We start from the raw sequence: 19,912 nt of genomic DNA, 5'->3' as shown, positions 1-19,912 counted from the left end.
GAGATTCCTATGAGGCGATTAACATATTACTTAGATAAAGGAAACGATGAGTATACCCCGCTATATGAATATACGACGGCATCCGTTGGTGTGGATGAGTTATATGCTAGGCAGCTTTGTACGTACTTTATTATGCGTGGAAGACAGTATGAGCTCTTCTCAACGGAAATGGATGGGGACGAAGAACAGTTAATCATCAGAGATAAGGGGAGAAATCCGCATGTCGCTGATGAAAAAGGCTACCAGGGAAAAGGTCTACATATAGAGATTCGTAGATTTCGAGAGGAAGAAAACTACAAGCTCCTTACCTCGCTTCCATGTGAGAGCCATTTTGATGTGATTCGTTATTTGTTGAAAGACATTGTTGATGTACCAGGTCTAGGATTTAAGCAAGTGACCTCGTCGGAGATTGATGAGGATCGTGGGGTTTATGTGTTGTACGTGAAAGAGGTTGGAGAGGATTTAGAGTGATGAAGAGTTATCGTGAAAAAAGAAGAGAGTTTTATGAAGGAATTGCCGACTTTTGGGCGGATTTATATGGGGAAGAGTATGCCCTTTTTGATGTTCATATGCTAGAAGAGGAAGAAGTTCGTACCATTCGACAGGTGAGTAACCGGGTAGGGCATGTGTTCTTTAAGGTGTGCCAACTGTTGCGTGAAGTTCCTGATGAAACCCTAATTGAAATGGGCTTTCCGATTGAAACTCTTTCCTTTCTTCGATTAAAAACTCATCAAGCCGAGAGTGTAATCGCTCGGCTTGACCTCATTCCAACGGGTGATGGATACAAATGTATTGAAATCAATGCAGATACTCCCACTTTTATTAAAGAGCTTTTTGCGGTGAATGGGGTGGTTTGTAGCAAATTTCCGCTAGATAATCCAAATGAAGGAATGGAAGAGCGATTACGGCAAGCTGTTAGAAGCAGTATTATGGAAGGGCTAGAAGGAAAAGGACTCATTACGCCTCATATTGTTTTTACCGCACACGAGGATAATATTGAAGATCGTGAAACGGTCAAATATCTTATGCAATTATCAGGACTTCCCTCCAAGTTCACCCCCCTTCATCAACTTCAAATTCAAAAGGGAACAGGTCTTTTCGACGAAGAAGGCAGACGAATCGATGTGCTGTATCGTCAAACCTTTCCAATTGAAAATTTACTATTTGATCATGATGAGGAGAACAATCCGATTGGTGTCTGGCTGTTGGAGCTTGTGGAGCAGGGAAAACTCGTGTTCATTAACCCTCCCTCTGCCTTTTTACTTCAAAATAAAGCGGTACAGGCCGTTATTTGGGGGCTGCATGAGGAAGAGCATCCCTTTTTTACAATGGAAGAACACGCATGGATTGAAGCCTATTTCCTTCCTACTTATTTAGAAGAAGTCCCATTTTTACAAACAAAGCAATCGTATGTAAAAAAGCCTTCATTCGGAAGAGAAGGGGATACGGTGGAGATTTTTCGAAGTGGCGGCGAATTAGCTCACGCGAACAATGAACGAAATTATACGAATTATGTGGCTGTTTATCAGAAGTACGTGGAGTCCCAAACGGTTCGCTTCCACAGTGAAAAAGGCATACAAAAAGGAAAGTTATTGATTGGCAGTTTTCTTCTGAATGGAAAGTCTGCTGCACTAGGTTGCCGTGTAGGAGGGGAAATTACAAATAATCTTTCGTATTATCTGCCAGTTGGGGTGAAAGGAGGACACTAGCCATTGTGGATTTTACATCAAATTTATTCGAAAATGTCTAAGTTAAGCTTAACACATGCTGGAATACTGGCCATTCTCCTTGTTATTGTAAGTAGCGTTACGATGAGAATTCTTGAGCCGGAGACCTTCCCCCGACTTATTGACGCTCTTTGGTGGACAATGACCACGCTTGTCACGGTTGGCTATGGTGATTTCTTTCCGGTAACCGATGCAGGACGAATCTTTACCATGCTCTTAATTTATACCTTTGGAATTGGAGCCATGGGGATTATTATTGGAAAGATTTTTGAAAGCCTCAGCAAATACCGGAAACTGAAGGAGGAAGGGAAAATGTCTTACACAGGGAAAGGTCATTACATATTAATTAGTCCTTCCAAGGAAAAGCTGGAGAAGGTGATGGGTGAGATTTACACAAGTGAACGCTCAAGAGATATCGTTGTCGTGGATCATGCCGACAAGCTCCCGTTGGAAGATGATCGGCTTCATTTTGTAAGTGGAAATCCTGCAGAAGAAGAGGTCTTGATGAAGGCCAATATTTTAGAGGCGAAATCAGTGGCAATTTTTTCAGATGACCGAAATGATCATGCCGAATACTCCGATGGAAAAACCTTGTTAACGGCTTCTCGTGTGGAGCATTTGTCAAAGAAATACGATAGAAATATATATACAATTGTGGAAGTAAAAAAGGATAATCATATTGCCTTGTTCGAGCATGCCAAGGTCGATGAATTTATTCTTTCAAATGATTCGGTTTCTAGACTAATCGCCCAGGCGGCCATCAATCACGGCTCGAGCCGACTGTTCAAGCAGATGCTAAGCAATACAGACGGGGAAAATATTTATGAAATCTCGGCAAAACCTGAATGGAAAACGTATAAGGATGCGGCCATGGAGCTGTTCGATAAGGGAGCCACTCTATTATCGGACGGCAGCTCGCTTGATGTGGCGAGGCGTCATAAGGAGAATATACCTGAGGGCTCCAAGCTGTTTATTATATGTGATGATGAAACCTACCGGAAGATTGTTCGATATACAAGAAAGGCTTACTCCCTATGAATGAGGAGTGAGCCTTTTATATTTACGTCCAATTCACATATTGGCCTACTTCTATATGAAACTTTGAGATCGTCCCAGGAGGGAGCTCGAGAACAGAATATGCTTGTTTAATCGGAAGCACGAATTTCCATGGTTTCAAATGTTCTATTAAGTGAACCACTCGATGATGTTGATCGAGGAAAACGGCGTCGATCGAAAAATGCATAAAGCACATATGAATGGAGTTACAAGGTGCAATCCACAAACCTTCCTCATGCAAAGGCTGCTTTCGAAACATCAAGCCTTTTAACCTAGTACCAAATGACTGAGCTTTCCTTATAGAATAAGGAATCGTTCTATATATATTACTCTTTTTCACTACATACACCTACATAACCCCCTAAGAACCGACGTTAATTTGGTAGCTGATTTTATTATAAAATTTCTCAATACCGAACATTGTCGAAAAATGATGTAATAAAAAATAAAAAAATTGGAATATAAGTATTTACAAATTCGTTATAACGAACTATTATAAAAGTACGAAATAGTTCTTTATAAAGAACTACAAGTTCACTAAATTGTACAAGCAATCTAGTGAAAAAATACTTAAAACCAAATTGGAGGAATTTAAAATGATGAACAAATTAGCAGCGAAAGTAGCAGTAAAGATGATGGGATTGAAGAAGGATGAGAAGGGGCAAGGGATGGCTGAGTATGGGCTGATTCTAGTTGGTGTAGCGGTTGTTGCCGCGGGAACTTTCGTGCTTCTAGGTGATGAAATTGTAGATTTACTAGAATCTATTATTGGGGACCTAACAGTTTAATCTATTAATATCAATCGATCTAAATAATTACCCCACTTCTTGAAGTGGGGTAATAATCTATATAAATAGAGGTATTTTAAATGATTTATACTGTCCTACTAATTACATTAGCAATATCACTCTATACTGACATACGTGAAAGACGAATTCTAAACAAAGTTACATTACCCGCAACAATAGCTGGTTTTATCTTCTATTCATTTGATTTAGGTCTACAAGGGTTATTGTATAGTTTAACAGGATTTGTTGTTGGCTTTCTTATGTTGCTTATCCCTTATTTATTGGGAGGCATGGGAGCAGGAGATGTAAAACTTATGGCAGCAATCGGCGCATTAACCGGAGCAGCATTCACACTCCAGTCATTTTTTTACACAGCAATTATCGGAGGCATTATATCAGCAATTTTAATTTTGAAAAATAGAGGGATTTGGCGGAAGGCTGGATCTCCTAAAAATAGAGAACCAATTACATTTCCATACGGAGTTCCAATCGTTCTTGGAACACTCTGTGCGTTTATCGTATAGGAGGGGAGAGCGTTGAAGTCACAAAAAGGTCAGTCGATGGTCGAATTTGCTTTGGTCATTCCTATACTTATACTCCTATTGTTCGCTATTTTAGACTTTGGTCGGGTTTTTCATGCGTATCTTGCCATTGATCATGCGGGTAGGGAAGCAGCTAGAGCAGCAAGTATAGGGAAGGATGATTCTACGATTCGTTCTACTGCTGTTTCAAAAGCTTCAAGTATAAGTTTAGCTGAGAGTCAGGTGGCTATTTCACCTGGAGGAGTAAAATCATCTGGCAGCCAGGTGACCATTACGATTACTTATCCAATCTCATTTCTAACCCCAGTCATCTCTAATATTACTGGGCCTATTACGCTTACTAATTCAACGGTAATGAGGGTGGAATAATGAAAAAGTTAAAATCTCTCTTAAATAATGAAAAAGGAAATGTGCTAGTTATTTTTGCCTTTGCAATTACCGCCCTTATAGGGGCAACGGCACTCGTTGTTGATATAGGATATGCCTATCATGAAAAAAGCACTCTTCAAAATGCTGTTGATGCAGCAGCGCTCGGAGGGGCACAAGGATTAATTACAAGTGAATCCCAAGCTACGAGTATAGCAAAGGAAATAGCTAGTAAAAATTCCATTTCACTAGAAGATAGTGATATTACGTTTACAAGTGACTCCATTAGGGTCACAAAGGAGATTACGGTTCCCATGTTCTTTGCGAAAGCACTAGGGAATAATACAGCAACCATCTCGGCTACTGCTAAAGCGAAAATTTCTCTACTTAAGTCGGCAAAAGGGGTCACTCCGATTGCAGTTGAGAAGGATTCTATTCCAACCGGTACTCAATTAAAATGCTCAAACACAGGAAATAACCATGGAAACTGCGGTTACCTCGATATAAATGGAAATGGAGCAGATGGATTAGTAAATGGAATATTAAATGGAAGCGACATTCAAGAAGGAACACAATACGCAGAAACGGAGCCAGGACAAAAGTGGGGGCCAGTGAAAGATGCCTTTGAGACATTAATTACTAATGATGCCAGTAAAACGCAATGCCAAAGCCCTGACACAGCTGATAATTCCTGTGATCGTGTTATTTATGTGGTTGTCATTGACACATGGGATGACATTGATGGGAAAGGGAAGGTAACAGTAGAAGGGTTAGCAGCTTATTGGATCAGTCATATTGATGCGAATAAACAAATTGTTGGTCAGTTTTTGGATATGGTTACCTTTGGTGAAATCGGTGGAAGTGGTGAAGGAAACCTATACGGAGTAGCTCTTGTAGAGTAGGGGGAGAGAAGGATGAAGACGAAGCGTATTTGGATGTGGTCTTTTATTTTTGGTATTTTTACAACCTTGATTGTGTATGTGGGTGTCTTCTCAGATATTACGAAGGCAAGTACTTCTGAAACGGAGAAAGTAGAGAAAAAGGAAGAAACAAAAGAGGAAACAAAAGAAACGGCTACAGAAGAAGAGAAGGAAGAAACGATAAAACCAAGAGAAAAAAATAATCCGATGTTAGAGATTAGTGAGGGAAATCGTGCCATCTCGTTAAAGGTTTCATTAGAGGAAGGGGTTTCAGGCTATGTGGAACCGGGTTCATATGTTGATGTTATAGCGTTTGGATCATCAAAGGATGATGCAACAAAAAAAGAGTATCGATCCGCGTTTGTCATGTTTCAAAACAAAAAAGTTTTAACGTCTGGTAAAGCCCCTGACACAGAAGAAGAAGCGATGCACTACGAGACAATCACACTAGAGGTTACGCCACAGGAAGCGGTAAAGCTCGCCCTAGCAACACAGGATCAAGGTGGTCTCTATTTTACTCTGAGAAATACAGAGGATCATGAAGTGTTACCTGAACCAATTCAAGAAATAAGAGAAGTCATAAAGGAGGGTAAAGCAGAATGAGTATAAAATGGTATTTTTATTCAGATACAAACTCTCGTGTTGATGAGATTGAGTTGATTTTACAAAAAAGATCGCAATCGCTTACCTCTATTCAAAAACTAGATGATATTTATGTAAAGCTTGAACAGACACCACATGCCATTCTTTTTCTAAAAGCGAATACGGTCTACAATGTGTATGATCTTTGCCAAGAAGTTTCAGCTCTGTACCCTCATGCTTATATTATTCTGATCGCTCCAGATAATAATGAAAATGTAAAAAAGGCGATGCATGTAGGAGCTTCAAATCTATTAACCTTTTCATCTCATGAAGAGGAAATTACAGAAGTGATCATTCAAGCGCAGAAATTTATGAGCTTACGAGCAAAGCAAGAGAATACTCCTGTTCTTCAGTTAACGAAAAAAAATACTAAGGTCATTTCGATTAGTAGCTCCAAGGGTGGAATTGGGCGTACGATGTTAACCGTTAACCTAGCTACGGCTTTAGCAAAGCAGGGGAAAAAGGTTGCTATCATTGATGCAAACCTACAGTTCGGAGAGGTCGCCTTATTGTTTGATATTAAGCCAAAGCTAACGATTTACGATTGGGTGAAGGAAGGATATGACCGGGGTCTATTTTCTACTGAAAAATACATGAGTAAACATAGTACAGGAGTTTCCATCCTAGCCGCTCCTCAGCGCCCAGAGTTTTTTGAGGCTATCACCGAGCAGCATATTGAAACGGCAGTCAATGAATTGAAAAAATATTATGATGTCATTCTTATTGACCATACCTCAACGCTTTCGGAGATTCATTTAAAGAGTCTCGTTCTTTCAGATGAAATCCTATTGATTACAACGAATGACATTCCAGTATTAAGAAGTAATCGGCTATTCCTTGATACCTTACAGTCATTGCAGTTGAGTGGGAAGGTAAAGCTTGTCCTTAATCGTGATTCTAGAAAGAAAGCCATAAGTGATAAAAAAGTGGAAGAGATCCTACAAATTCCGTTGTATGCTTCTCTACCAGATCAAGGTCAACAAGTAGCTGCTTCGATTAATGAAGGAATTCCTTTCTTGTTAAAAAATTCAAGAGTGGTTCTATCAAAAGTCATTTTTCAAATGGCACAAAAGTTATTCTCTGAAACGGGCAACCGTTTAGAAGGATATAAGAAGCAAAAAAGCTGGTTAGCTTTTAGCAAATAGGGAGGGAAAAACATTGTCGCTATTCGAAAGATACATGGATGGAAAACCTGCCCCTGTGAAAAAAGAGGAAAGAAAACCTTTTAAGGTTGTTCGTAATATTGAAACAACTAAACTAGAAGGAAGACTTCATACTTACTTGTTAGAAGAGTTGAAAAAACAACAATTTACTAGTAGGGAGGAAGAAGACCATAAAATAAAAGAGTTAGGAAAAGACTTTCTTGAAAAAGAGGGAGAACGATTAACCTTCGAGGATAAAAACGAACTCCTTGAGAGAGTACAACACGAACTGCAAGGGTATGGACCGATCACTCCTTTACTTGAGGATCCAACGGTCTCCGAGGTCATGGTAAATGGTCCTTACCAAATTTATTATGAACAAAACGGTAAGATTCAAAAAAGTGATTCTGCATTCCACGATGATGCACATGTGAGTAGAGTTATCGAAAGAATTGTTTCTCCACTTGGACGTAGAATAGATGAAAGCTCTCCAATGGTAGATGCTAGATTGCCAGATGGATCTCGTGTGAATGCGATCATCCCCCCTCTATCATTGAAGGGACCTACTTTAACGATTCGTAAATTTTCGGAAACACCATTTCAAATTCATGACTTAATTTCCTTTGGTACATTAAGTCCAGAAATGGCTGATTTTATTGAAATGTGTGTGAAGTCTCGTTTGAATATTTTCATTAGTGGTGGTACAGGATCAGGGAAAACCTCTTCGTTGAACGTCCTTTCTTCCTTTATTCCGAATGATGAGCGGATTGTAACAATTGAAGATGCGGCGGAATTAAAGCTTTCGCAAGAGCATGTTATTTCTTTAGAGTCACGTCCCTCTAATATTGAAGGAAAAGGGGAGATTACGATTCGTGATTTAGTGCGGAATGCCCTTCGTATGCGTCCCGATCGAATTGTGGTTGGGGAGGTTCGTGGAGCAGAGGCTCTCGACATGCTTCAAGCAATGAATACCGGTCATGATGGAAGCTTAAGTACGGGCCATGCCAACTCGCCAAGAGATATGTTATCTCGACTTGAAACGATGGTGCTAATGGCTGGATTTGATTTGCCTTTACGAGCCATTCGTGAACAAATTGCGAATGCCATTGATATCATTGTTCAGCAGTCTAGATTAAAGGACGGTTCTAGGAAAATTATCAAGATTACGGAGATCTTAGGCATGGAGGGAGACACCATTGTCATGCAGGATCTATTCGTCTTTAAAGAAACAGGGCGTAAAGAAACTGGAGAACTTGCAGGTCACTTTGTTTCAACAGGTGTTCGACCGAAAATCTCGGAACAACTAGAGCTAAATGGTTTTACGATTCCTCAGAGTTGGTTTGATGGAGTGTGGTCATATGAATGACCAACTCATTCTCCTTAGCTTGTTTGTGTTATTTACCCTTAGCTTTTTTGTCATTGCTTTATCGATTGCTAAGAAAAAAAGAAGAAACAATCGTTTAAGCAGGTTCGTTCCTAAAAGAGAAGTAAACATAGAAAAAGAAAAGGAAAACCAAGCGAAAACCTTTCTCTCCACTTTTTCAAAGGTATTTAATGGGATACGTTTTAGTAAAAAAACAGCTACCATCCTGCAGCAGGCTGGTAGTGAGTTGAAATTAGAAGAATTTTTCTTTATTCGATTACTAGTAGGAAGTGGAATGGGACTCGCTCTTGTGGTGTCAGACATTCCAATTATCTACTGTGTTTTATTAGGCTACCCAGGGTTTATGATTCCTAAGATGTACATGAAAAACAAAGCGAAAAAGCGCTTGAAATCATTAACCAATCAGTTGGTTGAAGCTCTAGGAACGATGTCTAACTCTTTACGTGCTGGGTTTAGTTTTTTACAAACGATGCAGCTAATTGGGAAGGAAATGCCGGATCCGATTGGCCCTGAATTTGATCGCGTGGTAAAAGAGATCGGGATGGGAATTTCTATGGAGGATGCCTTTGAAGATTTACTCTCCCGTCTACCGAATAAGGAACTTGAGGTAGTGGTCCAAGCCATTCTGGCACAAAGAAAAAGCGGGGGGAACTTAGCGGATCTACTTGATACGATGGAAGATACCGTTCGGGGAAGACTAAGAATTTATGATGAAGTAAAAACATTAACCGCACAAGGAAAGCTATCCTCCATTATTATCACGGTGCTTCCTGTTTTGATGGGGGTATACCTGTATATGGTTAATCCAGAATACTTTGGACCCATGCTTCACCAGCCATTAGGTATTGTCCTGCTGAGTATCGGAGCCATTTCCCTGTTTATCGGGTGGTTTTTAATCCAAAAGATCGTAAAAATCGAGGTGTAGACATTGATCTCATTTGTTTTTCTCATTAGTTCCTTTACTTTTTTTATGCTTATATTTGCCGCGGTTTTTCATACGGTTTTCCACCGGCAAATTGCAATCGACCAAAGAGTTGATATGTATCTAGGTGGACAGGCTGTTCCTGAAAAGAGGATAAAGAAACAGTGGAAACTTGAGTCGCCAACAATGAAAAGATATTGGAACCTAGGTATCAATCAAGTGAATAAAAAGGCGAACAGTAAAAGTCAAAGAAAATTAGCTATGATGCTAAGAGATGCAGGATATTCAAAGATTACCCCAGCTGAATTTCGTTTATTTCAATTGCTGTTAAGTACGGGATTAGGGTTTGCTACATTCATTCTTTTTGCACCAATGTCTGATAAACCTTTATTTTCGTGGATGATGTCTTTAACGGTTGCTTATCTAGGCTACCGCATCCTCCTCTTCCAACTAGCAAAGAAGAAAACGCTGAGAGTCAAACAAATCAACAAAGACATGGCCGACTTTTTTGATATGGTGAATTTGCTGTTAGAAGCAGGTGTTGGTTTAGAAGGAGCAATATCCAATGTATGCACAAAAACAAAAGGCCCTTTAACAGAAGAGTTCAAGTACACTCTTGAAGACATGAAACGCGGAAAATCAAGAAGAGAAGCATTCCATGAGCTAAAGCTGAGAGTGCCATCAGACAGTTTTCAAAGTGTAATCATGTCCATCATTCAGGCAGATCACCTAGGGGTTGGTATGGCAAGAGTCATCAAAAATTTAACCACTAGAATAAGAGAGCAAAGACGAGAAGCAGCTCGCGAGCAAGCCATGAAGGCACCAGTGAAAATGCTTATTCCAATGGTAATGTTCATCTTCCCATCCCTATTCATCGTCATACTAGGACCACTATTAGTAAAATTAGTAACCGAAGGCTTAGGCTGACCCACACGTACCCAAATGGTGCGTGTTTTTTCTGTGGAAAAACTAAATTGTCGGTTGGAATGCATGAACAAGCCTTTATTACGCTAGGAATAACAGCGAAGAGAATGCGTTCTAACCGACATGGCTACCCCTTTGTTTGATGTTGAAAAACCTCGCAAAAAACAAAAATAAACAAATTTACTATTTTTATATTCAAAAACAAACAAACATGTATTATAATTAAATCAGAAAATAACAAAAAGTAATCGGAGGTAATCGGATGGTTAAGAGCAATTGGGATGTTGAAGCAGCTAGTCAGGTACAAAAAGGGGTAGAAGAGTTAGTATATCGTTCAAATTTAATCGGGTCAGATCGTGCCGTATGTAACTGGGGTGGCGGCAACACATCTATGAAGACAGTGGAGAAGGATTTCCGTGGACGTGACATCGAAGTGATGTGGGTAAAAGGAAGCGGTTCAGACTTAGCAACGATGAAAGCGCATAACTTTACAGGGCTTAATCTTGAGGATATTCGTCCATTATTCGAACGTGAGGAAATGCCAGATGAAGAGATGGTTGCGTATCTTTCACATTGCATGATTGATAGCAAGCATCCAAGAGCTTCAATTGAAACATTATTGCACGCATTTTTACCATATAATCACGTCGATCATACGCATCCAGATTCGATCATCAGCCTTTGCTGTGCGGACAATGGGAAAGAGTTAGCGGAAGAGATTTTTGGGAATCGTTTTGTTTGGGTGCCTTATATCCGCCCAGGATTCACACTTTCAAAAATGATCGCAGAAGGCGTAAGAAATAATCCAAATGCAGAGCTAGTGTTAATGGAAAAGCACGGTCTTGTTACTTGGGGTGAAACGTCTGAAGAAGCTTATGCAAAGACCATTCAAATCATTAACGAAGCCGAGCAATTTATCAATGAACGTTTAAATGAAGAAACGATTTTTGGCGGGCAACAATATGAATCTCTTAGCGAAGAAGAAGCTACTAGTTTACTAGCAAAAGTGATGCCTGTGATTCGCGGAGCAGTAAGTGAAGAAAAGAAGATGCTTTTAACGTATGATCGTGGCCAGGATGTATTACAGTTTGTTAATAGCCGTGATGCGAAGGAGCTTTCTCAAGTTGGGGCAGCTTGTCCTGACCACCTTGTTCATACGAAGCGTGTTCCTCTTTATATTGATTGGAATCCACAATTTGGGAATGTGGAAGCACTAATTTCAGCCATTAAAGAAGGGGTAGAAAGCTTTAAGGCTGAATACAAAGAGTATTTTGAGCGTAACAAGCATGAAGGCGACAAAATGTTTGAGCCAGCTCCACGTGTAATTCTAATTCCTGGGGTAGGTATGGTGAATACAGGGAAAGATGTGGCGAACTCTCGTGTCAGCGGAGCATTATACCACCGTGCGATTTCTGTTATGAAAGGGGCAACTACACTTGGGCAGTTCGTTTCATTAAGCGAGAACGAATCGTACAATGTTGAGTACTGGCCATTAGAATTATACAAACTTTCTCTTGCACCAGCAGAAGCCGAGTTTTCTAGAAAGGTAGCATTTGTAACAGGTGGAGCAGGTGGAATCGGAAGTGAAACATGCCGTCGTTTTGTTTCTGAAGGAGCTCATGTGGTGGTTGCTGACTTAAACCTAGAAGGAGCAGAAAAGGTAGCGGCCGAAATCAATGAGACATATGGGGCAAACCGCGCACTTGCTGTGAAAATGGATGTAACTAATGAAGAGGCGGTTCAAGCGGCTTTCAATCAAACAGCGTTAGCATTTGGTGGCGTGGATATTATTGTGAACAATGCAGGATTGGCTACTTCTAGCCCAATCGATGAAACAACTCTACAAGAGTGGAATTTAAATATGAATGTCCTTGGAACGGGTTATTTCCTTGTGGCTCGTGAAGCGTTCAAGCAAATGAAAGAGCAAGCAATAGGTGGAAGCATGGTGTTCGTTGGTTCGAAAAACTCAGTGTACGCAGGGAAAAACGCAGCAGCTTATAGCTCAGTAAAAGCGCTTGAGACACATCTTGCTCGTTGTATCGCTGCGGAAGGTGGAGAGTACGGTATTCGTGTGAACTCTGTTCTTCCAGATGCGGTGTTACAAGGATCTGCTATTTGGGGATCAAGATGGCGTGAAGAGCGTGCAGCTGCATACGGTATTGAGCCAGATCAATTAGAGGAACACTACCGCAAGCGTACGACGTTATTAGTTAATATTTATCCAAAAGATATTGCTGAATCTATTTGCTTCTTCGCTTCTTCAAAATCAGACAAGACAACAGGATGTATGATTACTGTAGATGGTGGTGTACCAGCTGCATTTACAAGATAATCGAAGGATATGAAAAAGATAGTAAGGAATGAATCTCCTTACTATCTTTTTAATTAAGGAATTTTACTAAAAATTTGTCGATTTTAATCAGATTAAAGTCAGGAATACTCCTGATCAAGTTCTGGGAGTCAAGAAGCACTGATGAACGCATTACTTCGCTTTTGAGAAAAGTGTTTCATATGCAGGTTTAATAGCTCGTCTAACTCCTGGCTACATTTAAGCGTTTGGTAGCTATCAATACCTGTGTTAGAAGCTACTTCAACCATTTTCTTTTTCTTTTTATCTATTTGATTTAATAGTAATAATTCAAGAGATATTTTGTCCATGGTAAGTAAACCCCTAGTCAAGAAATTTAGTAATTCTGTAATTTAATTATACTAGACTTTACTTATTTTTAAATAGAATCGACAAACGTTCCCAAACAAAGACAAAATTCTATCTATGATTTTTGTTTTTTATTGTTTGTAAGCGAATACATTTGAATAAGTAGTATTTTAGAGGTTAGAGGAGGAGTTCGTATGGAGTTTTTATCACCTATTAAAGCGACAAAAAAAGCAAGAGTCGGGCTATATACAATTGGTCTAAAAGCATATTGGGGACAGTTTGAAGGATTGAAAGAACGATTGATTGAATACGGCCGCTTTATTGAGAAAAAGATGAGTGAGTACGGCGAAGTTTTTAATTTTGGATTGGTAGATTCAGAGGGAGCAGCAAGACGTGCCGGAGAGTGGTTCAACGAGAAAAATGTAGATATTGTATTCTGTCATTCTGGCACATACTCAACAAGCTCGGCAATACTTCCCGTTCATCAAATTTGTAAAGCGCCAGCCGTAATTTTGAATTTACAACCAACCGAGCGGATCAATTATGAATCAACCACGACAGGAGAATGGCTGGCTCATTGTGGTGCCTGCCCGACTCCTGAAATCGCCAATGCGTTCAACCGTAGTGGGATTCCTTTTCGAGTCGTGAATGGTTTACTTGGACTTGATTACACACCAGCAATTTCTATGACGAATGAGAACACGAGTGAACGGAAAGAAGCGGTGGCTGCTTGGAAGCATATTAGTGAATGGGTTCGAGCGGCAGCGGTCCCTCGCACGCTAAAGCATAGTCGTTTCGGTTTTTTAGGAAACACCTATAGCGGGATGCTCGATATGTATAGTGATTTCACGATGATTCAAGCTCAAACCGGTCTTCATGTAGAAGTGTTAGAAATGTGCGATTTGAACCGTATTCTTCAAGAGGTAACAGCGAAGGAAATTAAACAGAAGGTTCATGAGGTAACTACTTTCTTTGAAATCAGTGGCGATTCACCGTCCGATCCCATTGCGAAAAAACCAACTCAAGAACAGCTGGAATGGTCATGTAAGGTAGCGGTGGCGCAAGAAAAGCTAGTGAAAGAATTCGACCTAGATGCGCTCACGTACTATTATCATGGAGCACCGAACAGTGAATACGAGAAACTTCAATCAGGTTTCATCGTCGGTCACTCCTTATTAACCGCAAAAGGAATCCCTTGTTCGGGGGAGGGTGACTTTAAGACGGCGATAGCGATGAAAATATGTGACATTCTTGGAACAGGGGGGAGTTTTTCTGAAATTGTTGTAGTGGATTATGTGGATGAAACGATTCTACTCGGACATGATGGTCCATTCCATTTAGCTATTTCAGAGGGAAAACCGATCCTCCGCGGAATGGGACTGTACCATGGAAAGCAGGGATCGGGAGTAAGTGTGGAAGCAAAGGTCAAAACGGGAGCGATTACCACACTAAATGTCACGCAAACCGGCGACGGAAAGTTAAAACTGATTGTTAGCGAAGGGATGTCTACAAATGGTCCCATCATGCGAATTGGGAACACACAAACACCAGTCAAATTTAAAGAGCATCCAGACGTCTACCTGGAGAGATGGTTTCAAGAAGCGCCAACACACCATTGTGCGATGTCGATTGGTAATAATGCATCCTTATTTAAAAAAGTCGGAGAGTTAATGGCTTGTCATACAGTCGTACTATAAAGGAGGATATGAAACATGGAAGCTAGTAAAAAATTTGCATGGACCTGGGAAATCAAAGAAGAATGCTTAGAAGAGTATGTAAACATGCACTTAGAACCATGGCAGGAGGTTCTCGAGGAGCATAGCAAAGCAGGAATTAGGAATTACTCCATTTTTCAAAACGGAGCACAATTTTTCTATTGCTTCGAATGTGATGATGTAGAAACTGCCTTTGCTTATATCGCAAAGAGTGAAGCGTGTAATCGTTGGAATGCCATCACTTCAAAAATGGTAAAAGGATCTTTCGATTTTAATGAAGCGGAACCGATACAACCATTGCGAGAGGTGTTTTATTTGGAGTAGATGCGAGAAATATCTGAGTCCGAAAGAGGGTTCGATTCGGACAGGAAAGTAATTGCAATAAAGTTCTGAGTCCTAAACAAGGTCCGATTCACGTAGCAAACACCTCAATAATCAATTCAGAGTCCAAATGCTCAGCTTGATTTAAAAACCAAAGAAAAAGGTGTTCAACATAGCGAACACCTTTTTCTTAGTAGTGTAAACACGGATAGGCTGTGCTAAAATGAAGTAAATTAGATAGAAAATTATGAATACATAAATCTCTAAGGGGGAAGGGAGTATGGCAAGAAGGACGGTGACACTAGTTGGTTTGTTTATTCTTGTCTTTGTAAGCGGTTGCAACACCACCACCAGCAACAAAGGTGAATTTGAAGTGGTTTATTCCAAAGGGAATGTAAAAGGTGAGACTGAGAAAATAGAGGAGCGGCAGTATACGATTGCGATTGTACCTAAGCTCGTGAATATTCCTTATTTTAATGCGGTGGAAGAAGGGGCGTTAGAGGCAGGGGAAGAACTGGGTGTAAAAGTTATTTATAAAGGTCCGACAGTAGCTGATTCTACCCAGCAAATTAAAGTAATTGAAGAGCTTATCGATCAAAAAGTGGATGTGATCGCCGTTTCTGCCAATGATCCAGACAAACTAGTCCCCGTATTAAAAAGAGCCCAAAGGAAGGACATAAAGGTGATCACATGGGACTCGGATACACATTCTGACTCTAGGGAATTTTTTATCAATATGGTGAACCCGGAAACGTTGGGCAGACATCTGATGGACACGCTCGCGTGGAATGTGGATGAAACAGGGGAATTTGCCATTATTACGGGTTCAAAATCGGCTGCCAATTTAAATGTTTGGCTCAACTGGATCAAGGTTCAACAAAGAGAGTATTACCCAAACATGAAGCTGGTTGAAGTGGTTGCCTCTGATGATGATCCACATAAAGCGTATATGCTAGCCAAAGATCTGCTAGCAAAATATCCGAATCTTAAGGGCATAATCGGGAATTCTTCCGTTGGCCCACCGGCAGCCGCTCAGGCAGTGAAGGAAGAAGGAAAGATGGGAGAAGTGGCTGTTGTAGGCTTATCATCACCAAACCCAATGAACGAATACTTAAAGGTGGGTGCCGCCCAAGTGGTGACTCTTTGGAGTCCGAAAAAATTAGGGTATCTAACCGTCGCCCTCGCTACGAATCTAGTCGATGGGGTCCACCCCTCTAATCAACAAGATGTCCCTCAGGTAGGGAGGATCCATGTCATCGAAGATACGGTCATTATGGGTGAACCAATGGATTTTACAAAGGAAAATGTGGATCAATATGACTTTTAAGTGGAGAAGCTTTAAGAACTATCGTTTAATGACCAAACTCATTTTTACTTACATGCTGCTAACGGTTCTTCCCATGAGCCTCATTGGGTATGTTGCCTATTCTCAATATACGAAGTCCATTGAGGAGCAGGTGGGAGAATATATCCCAAAGGTCCTTGATCAAGCAAATGAGAGCATCGATTACTATTTAGCTGACGTCAAACAACTTCCAGATCTTCTTTACAACTCCAATCAAGTTATCGAAGTGCTAAGAAAAGATTCCTATCAAAATAAATCATCACTGCTGCAAGATCGCTTTATCGTAAATAGTTATTTAACTCGCACCTATATTAATGGAGAAGCGGATGTGTTAGGTGCGTTTATCTTATCAAAAAATCGCCTGTTTGAAAGTTCGAAGATTCCTTATTCAGGCTTTGGAGAGGATATGCTTCCGTTTGGTCAGGATCTGGAGTTAAAAGGGAAGCAATCTTTTCTGTTACCAAGTCAGGTGCCATTATCATTTAAAGGAAATCCCCCTTATATTCTATTAATGAGGCAAATAACAGATACAGAGAATCGGATGAATCTTGGAACGATGTTTATTGCCGTCGATTTAAGCTTTATGAGCAATGTGGTTGAAAATCTGGAGACGGTCAATAATGCTGATTTGTCTCTTTTAAGTGAAGAAGGTCAAATGATCTATCATACCGATTCGGAAAAGATTGGTTCAATGGATGAACAGTTTCAAAAATATCCTGAGATTAATGGAAGCTTTCGAACGACCGGAGAAGAAGAAAACCGTCTGATCAGCATTAGCCGAGCGGGGCCAGATGGTTGGGTGCTACTACATAGTGTTAAATTGAAAAACTTAACCGAACGAACAGACCTGGTCCGAAATGCGACCATCATTGTCTTTCTAGTCATTATCCTTCTTGGGACACTCATTTCTGTTATTTTAGCATGGACCGTCTCACGTCCCATTCATCGATTAACTCACCAAATGAAGGAAGTCGAAAAAGGAAACTTCGAGGTAGACGTCACGAGTAATAGTTCCGATGAAGTAGGGATGCTAGCAAAAAGCTTTCATTCCATGGTAGCAAAAATTAAAGACCTGATCCGGTTGAATTACCAAATCAAGCTTCAACAGAAAGAAGCGGAGCTATATGCGCTACAATCGCAAATCAATCCACACTTTATGTACAACACATTAGAGACAATTGGTATGGCGGTAGAGGATGGGGAAAATGACACGGTTGTCGACATGGTATCGATTCTTGGTCGTATGCTTCGTTTTTCCATAAGCAATAAAGAGAAAATGGTTTCCATTGATCAAGAAGTGCAGCATATGAAGGATTATTTGACGATACAGAAAATTCGTTTTGAGGATAGAATTGAGTTTACTATTTCAGATCCTATGGATACAAAGAGGTTTTTAACTCCGAAATTCATTCTTCAGCCAATCGTTGAAAATTGTATGAAGCATGGACTCGATCATTCTCATCATTTTAAAGTGAAAATCTTAATTGAAATACAAGACCAAGAGGTTCATTTTACCGTTAAAGATAATGGTCCTGGAATCAATGAAGACGTCATGTCTGAACTAAATAAATATTTACAAATGGATCCAATGGGTCGAAGAGATTCAAAGTTTGGACTGATCAATGTTCATGGTCGAATCACGATGATGTTTGGAGAACAATATGGACTTCGTATAGAGAGTAAGGGAGGGATTGGGACGGAGGTAACGATCCGGATTCCTCTGCTTCCAATAGATTTGCTTCATGAGGGGGAGAGGGCAAATTAGAAAGATACGTACACTTGTTGTGGATGATGAAAATCGAATTCGCAGGGGAATCGAACGATTAGTTCAAAATAATGAAGATGAGTTTCAAGTGATTGGAAGCTTTTCAAGTGCGCTAGATGTATTAAATGCCTACGAAAAAGACGCGTTTGCCTTTGATTTATTAATTACAGACATTAAGATGCCAGGAATGGATGGACTGGATTTAATTGAGACGTTAAGAAAACGGGCTTCCTTTGAAGCGGTTGTGATCAGTGGATTCAATGATTTTAAATACTTACAAACGGCAATCCGCGCCGGAGCCATTGACTATTTGGTTAAACCGATTGTTAGGGAAGATTTCAAAGAGCAATTAGGGAAGGTAAAAGCCAAAATTAAACAAAAATGGCTTGATGAAGAGAAAAATGAAGAAATTGATGCTGAACTACTCTTTCTAAAGCAAAGCCAGCAACTCAGTGAGCTGACCAAAGAAAGGGAGATCGATTTATCGGAGCTTGAGTGGACCAAGACATTTACGTACGGAGCATACAAACTCTATTATCTAGCCTTAGACCAATCGCTTGAAAATCGATCCATAGAGGAATGGAAGAATAGAGTTGAGTATACGATTCACCGCGTATTCAAAAAGAAGTGCAGGTATTGGTTTTGGAAGGGAGAAGAGTCAACGTATTGGGTTCTTACGGAAGGTGAACAGGATGTCGCAAGAGAACTACAAATTCAGTTGAAGCACTCTGTATCCTCCACGCACACCTTGGCCGTAAGTGATGAATGTCAGGATGTATCCCTTATCGCTTCCATGAAAAACGATTTACAAACGCTGATGCAACTACGGTTATTATATGGTGGAAATAAAGTCTTTACGTTTTCTCAACTTCAGCAATTAACAGCTGTGAAGGGCAAAGAAATCAAGGGCTTGGATTCCGTTATCAGTAAAATGGTTCATTCCTTGGAAAGAGAAAGGGAAGAGGAGGCCTTTGACTATTTACAGCAGTACTTACTTGAACTAAAAAGTCTCTCGTCTCCTCAGGATATAGAGAAATATATACAATCTCTTTCCGTTCAATTGGTCAACGTTCTCTTAAAGGATTCGAGTAATAAGGGAGATGTTAGCCTTATCCAGGAAGCGATCCAATTCACTAGGAAGGCCACAAGCTTTTCAAGTTTACGAGATGAACTGTCGAGATGGCTGACAAAAATTTTTCAACTAAGAAAAAATAGGATTCAGCAAAATGAGATTGATCCGATTCATATCGCAAAGAAGTGGATTCAATTGAATGTAGGTGTGAATCTCACCATCGAAAAAATCGCTCGTGAGATCCCGATGAATCCTACGTATTTTTGCGAGTATTTTAAAAGTCAGACCGGAGAAACCATTCTTGATTATGTCACCAAAACAAGGATCGAAAAGGCGAAAGAGCTCCTACTAACAACGGATCTTAAAATCTATGATATCGCCGAAAAAGTCGGGTACGCAGATACGAAGTATTTTAGTAAGTTATTTAAAAAGTATTATGGTGAAGTGCCGTCCAAATTTAAAGACAAAGTAAAAACAGAGTCAAATTAACCTCCTTAATAATATGGTACCTGTAGTAAGGACACTTGAAAAAGAGTGTTTTATCTACAGGTATTTTTTTATATACTAGAATTTCAACATATGGGGAATTAGGGGACGTCATGAGTAAAATAACATTTACAACTAG

At 40.1% G+C, this 19,912-nt stretch carries 20 protein-coding genes; 18 read left to right on the top strand and 2 right to left on the bottom strand.

Annotated features, from left to right (window positions below; all coding sequences use genetic code 11):
* Positions 1 to 9: 9 nt before the first annotated feature.
* The 3 genes from M3175_RS18375 to M3175_RS18365 are packed head-to-tail and all read left to right on the top strand — an operon-like array spanning position 10 to position 2,765.
* A complete protein-coding gene (locus M3175_RS18375) occupies positions 10 to 471 on the top strand; it encodes an RNA helicase (RefSeq protein ID WP_251522258.1) in 462 nt (153 codons plus the stop codon).
* Positions 471 to 1,709, top strand: coding sequence for a glutathionylspermidine synthase family protein (locus tag M3175_RS18370; RefSeq protein ID WP_251522506.1), 1,239 nt, complete (start codon positions 471 to 473; stop codon positions 1,707 to 1,709). The genes M3175_RS18375 and M3175_RS18370 overlap by 1 nt, the downstream gene beginning before the upstream one ends.
* 3 nt (positions 1,710 to 1,712) lie before the next feature.
* Positions 1,713 to 2,765, top strand: a complete 1,053-nt coding sequence (locus M3175_RS18365; protein WP_251522256.1) for an ion channel — start codon at positions 1,713 to 1,715, stop codon at positions 2,763 to 2,765.
* 22 nt (positions 2,766 to 2,787) lie between these two features.
* Here M3175_RS18365 and M3175_RS18360 read toward each other — a convergent pair whose 3' ends face one another.
* Complete coding sequence (locus M3175_RS18360; RefSeq protein WP_251522254.1) at positions 2,788 to 3,132, bottom strand: DUF192 domain-containing protein; 345 nt, start codon at positions 3,130 to 3,132, stop codon at positions 2,788 to 2,790.
* A 247-nt stretch (positions 3,133 to 3,379) separates the two neighbouring features.
* Between M3175_RS18360 and M3175_RS18355 the strand changes: the two genes are divergently transcribed.
* The 10 genes from M3175_RS18355 to M3175_RS18310 all read left to right on the top strand — a co-directional run bounded on the left by M3175_RS18355 (position 3,380) and on the right by M3175_RS18310 (position 12,745).
* A complete protein-coding gene (locus tag M3175_RS18355) occupies positions 3,380 to 3,571 on the top strand; it encodes a Flp family type IVb pilin (protein ID WP_251522252.1) in 192 nt (63 codons plus the stop codon).
* A gap of 80 nt (positions 3,572 to 3,651) precedes the next feature.
* Positions 3,652 to 4,095 carry an A24 family peptidase gene (locus tag M3175_RS18350; protein WP_251522250.1) on the top strand — a complete coding sequence of 148 codons (444 nt, stop codon included), beginning with the start codon at positions 3,652 to 3,654 and terminating at the stop codon, positions 4,093 to 4,095.
* 12 nt (positions 4,096 to 4,107) lie between these two features.
* Entirely contained in the window at positions 4,108 to 4,482 is a 375-nt protein-coding gene (locus M3175_RS18345) for a TadE/TadG family type IV pilus assembly protein (RefSeq protein WP_251522248.1), read from the top strand.
* Positions 4,482 to 5,381 carry a pilus assembly protein TadG-related protein gene (locus M3175_RS18340; protein ID WP_251522246.1) on the top strand — a complete coding sequence of 300 codons (900 nt, stop codon included), beginning with the start codon at positions 4,482 to 4,484 and terminating at the stop codon, positions 5,379 to 5,381. The genes M3175_RS18345 and M3175_RS18340 overlap by 1 nt, the downstream gene beginning before the upstream one ends.
* Before the next feature lie 12 nt (positions 5,382 to 5,393).
* A complete protein-coding gene (gene cpaB, locus M3175_RS18335) occupies positions 5,394 to 6,002 on the top strand; it encodes a Flp pilus assembly protein CpaB (protein WP_251522244.1) in 609 nt (202 codons plus the stop codon).
* Positions 5,999 to 7,186, top strand: a complete 1,188-nt coding sequence (locus tag M3175_RS18330) for a CpaE/TadZ family protein (RefSeq protein WP_251522242.1) — start codon at positions 5,999 to 6,001, stop codon at positions 7,184 to 7,186. The genes cpaB and M3175_RS18330 overlap by 4 nt, the downstream gene beginning before the upstream one ends.
* A gap of 13 nt (positions 7,187 to 7,199) precedes the next feature.
* Positions 7,200 to 8,549 (top strand): TadA family conjugal transfer-associated ATPase, encoded by a 1,350-nt coding sequence (locus M3175_RS18325; protein WP_251522240.1) that lies wholly within the window; start codon positions 7,200 to 7,202, stop codon positions 8,547 to 8,549.
* A complete protein-coding gene (locus M3175_RS18320; protein WP_251522238.1) occupies positions 8,542 to 9,492 on the top strand; it encodes a type II secretion system F family protein in 951 nt (316 codons plus the stop codon). The genes M3175_RS18325 and M3175_RS18320 overlap by 8 nt, the downstream gene beginning before the upstream one ends.
* Positions 9,493 to 9,537: 45 nt before the next feature.
* A complete protein-coding gene (locus tag M3175_RS18315) occupies positions 9,538 to 10,416 on the top strand; it encodes a type II secretion system F family protein (RefSeq protein WP_251522236.1) in 879 nt (292 codons plus the stop codon).
* Positions 10,417 to 10,675: 259 nt separating this feature from the next.
* The gene (locus M3175_RS18310; protein WP_251522235.1) at positions 10,676 to 12,745 is read left to right on the top strand and encodes a bifunctional aldolase/short-chain dehydrogenase; all 2,070 of its coding nucleotides are present in this window, start codon (positions 10,676 to 10,678) and stop codon (positions 12,743 to 12,745) included.
* Between the two features lie 128 nt (positions 12,746 to 12,873).
* On the opposite strand, the gene M3175_RS18305 is transcribed toward M3175_RS18310, so the two are convergent.
* Positions 12,874 to 13,071 (bottom strand): aspartyl-phosphate phosphatase Spo0E family protein, encoded by a 198-nt coding sequence (locus M3175_RS18305; protein WP_251522233.1) that lies wholly within the window; start codon positions 13,069 to 13,071, stop codon positions 12,874 to 12,876.
* 192 nt (positions 13,072 to 13,263) lie between these two features.
* Between M3175_RS18305 and M3175_RS18300 the strand changes: the two genes are divergently transcribed.
* The 5 genes from M3175_RS18300 to M3175_RS18280 all read left to right on the top strand — a co-directional run bounded on the left by M3175_RS18300 (position 13,264) and on the right by M3175_RS18280 (position 19,776).
* Positions 13,264 to 14,766 carry an L-fucose/L-arabinose isomerase family protein gene (locus M3175_RS18300; RefSeq protein ID WP_251522231.1) on the top strand — a complete coding sequence of 501 codons (1,503 nt, stop codon included), beginning with the start codon at positions 13,264 to 13,266 and terminating at the stop codon, positions 14,764 to 14,766.
* Between the two features lie 15 nt (positions 14,767 to 14,781).
* Complete coding sequence (locus tag M3175_RS18295; protein WP_251522229.1) at positions 14,782 to 15,108, top strand: L-rhamnose mutarotase; 327 nt, start codon at positions 14,782 to 14,784, stop codon at positions 15,106 to 15,108.
* Positions 15,109 to 15,385: 277 nt separating this feature from the next.
* On the top strand, positions 15,386 to 16,432 hold the full coding sequence (locus tag M3175_RS18290; protein ID WP_251522227.1) for an autoinducer 2 ABC transporter substrate-binding protein: 1,047 nt from the start codon (positions 15,386 to 15,388) through the stop codon (positions 16,430 to 16,432).
* On the top strand, positions 16,356 to 18,215 hold the full coding sequence (locus M3175_RS18285; RefSeq protein ID WP_251522225.1) for a cache domain-containing sensor histidine kinase: 1,860 nt from the start codon (positions 16,356 to 16,358) through the stop codon (positions 18,213 to 18,215). Before M3175_RS18290 ends, M3175_RS18285 begins: the two co-directional genes overlap by 77 nt.
* A 19-nt stretch (positions 18,216 to 18,234) precedes the next feature.
* A complete protein-coding gene (locus M3175_RS18280) occupies positions 18,235 to 19,776 on the top strand; it encodes a response regulator transcription factor (RefSeq protein WP_251522223.1) in 1,542 nt (513 codons plus the stop codon).
* Positions 19,777 to 19,912: the final 136 nt, after the last annotated feature.

It is taken from the genome of Robertmurraya korlensis, assembly GCF_023715225.1.
Lineage (GTDB): Bacteria > Bacillota > Bacilli > Bacillales > Cytobacillaceae > Robertmurraya_A.
Note: the sequence above shows the minus strand (reverse complement) of the source record. Positions and strands in the feature narration are given on the sequence as shown.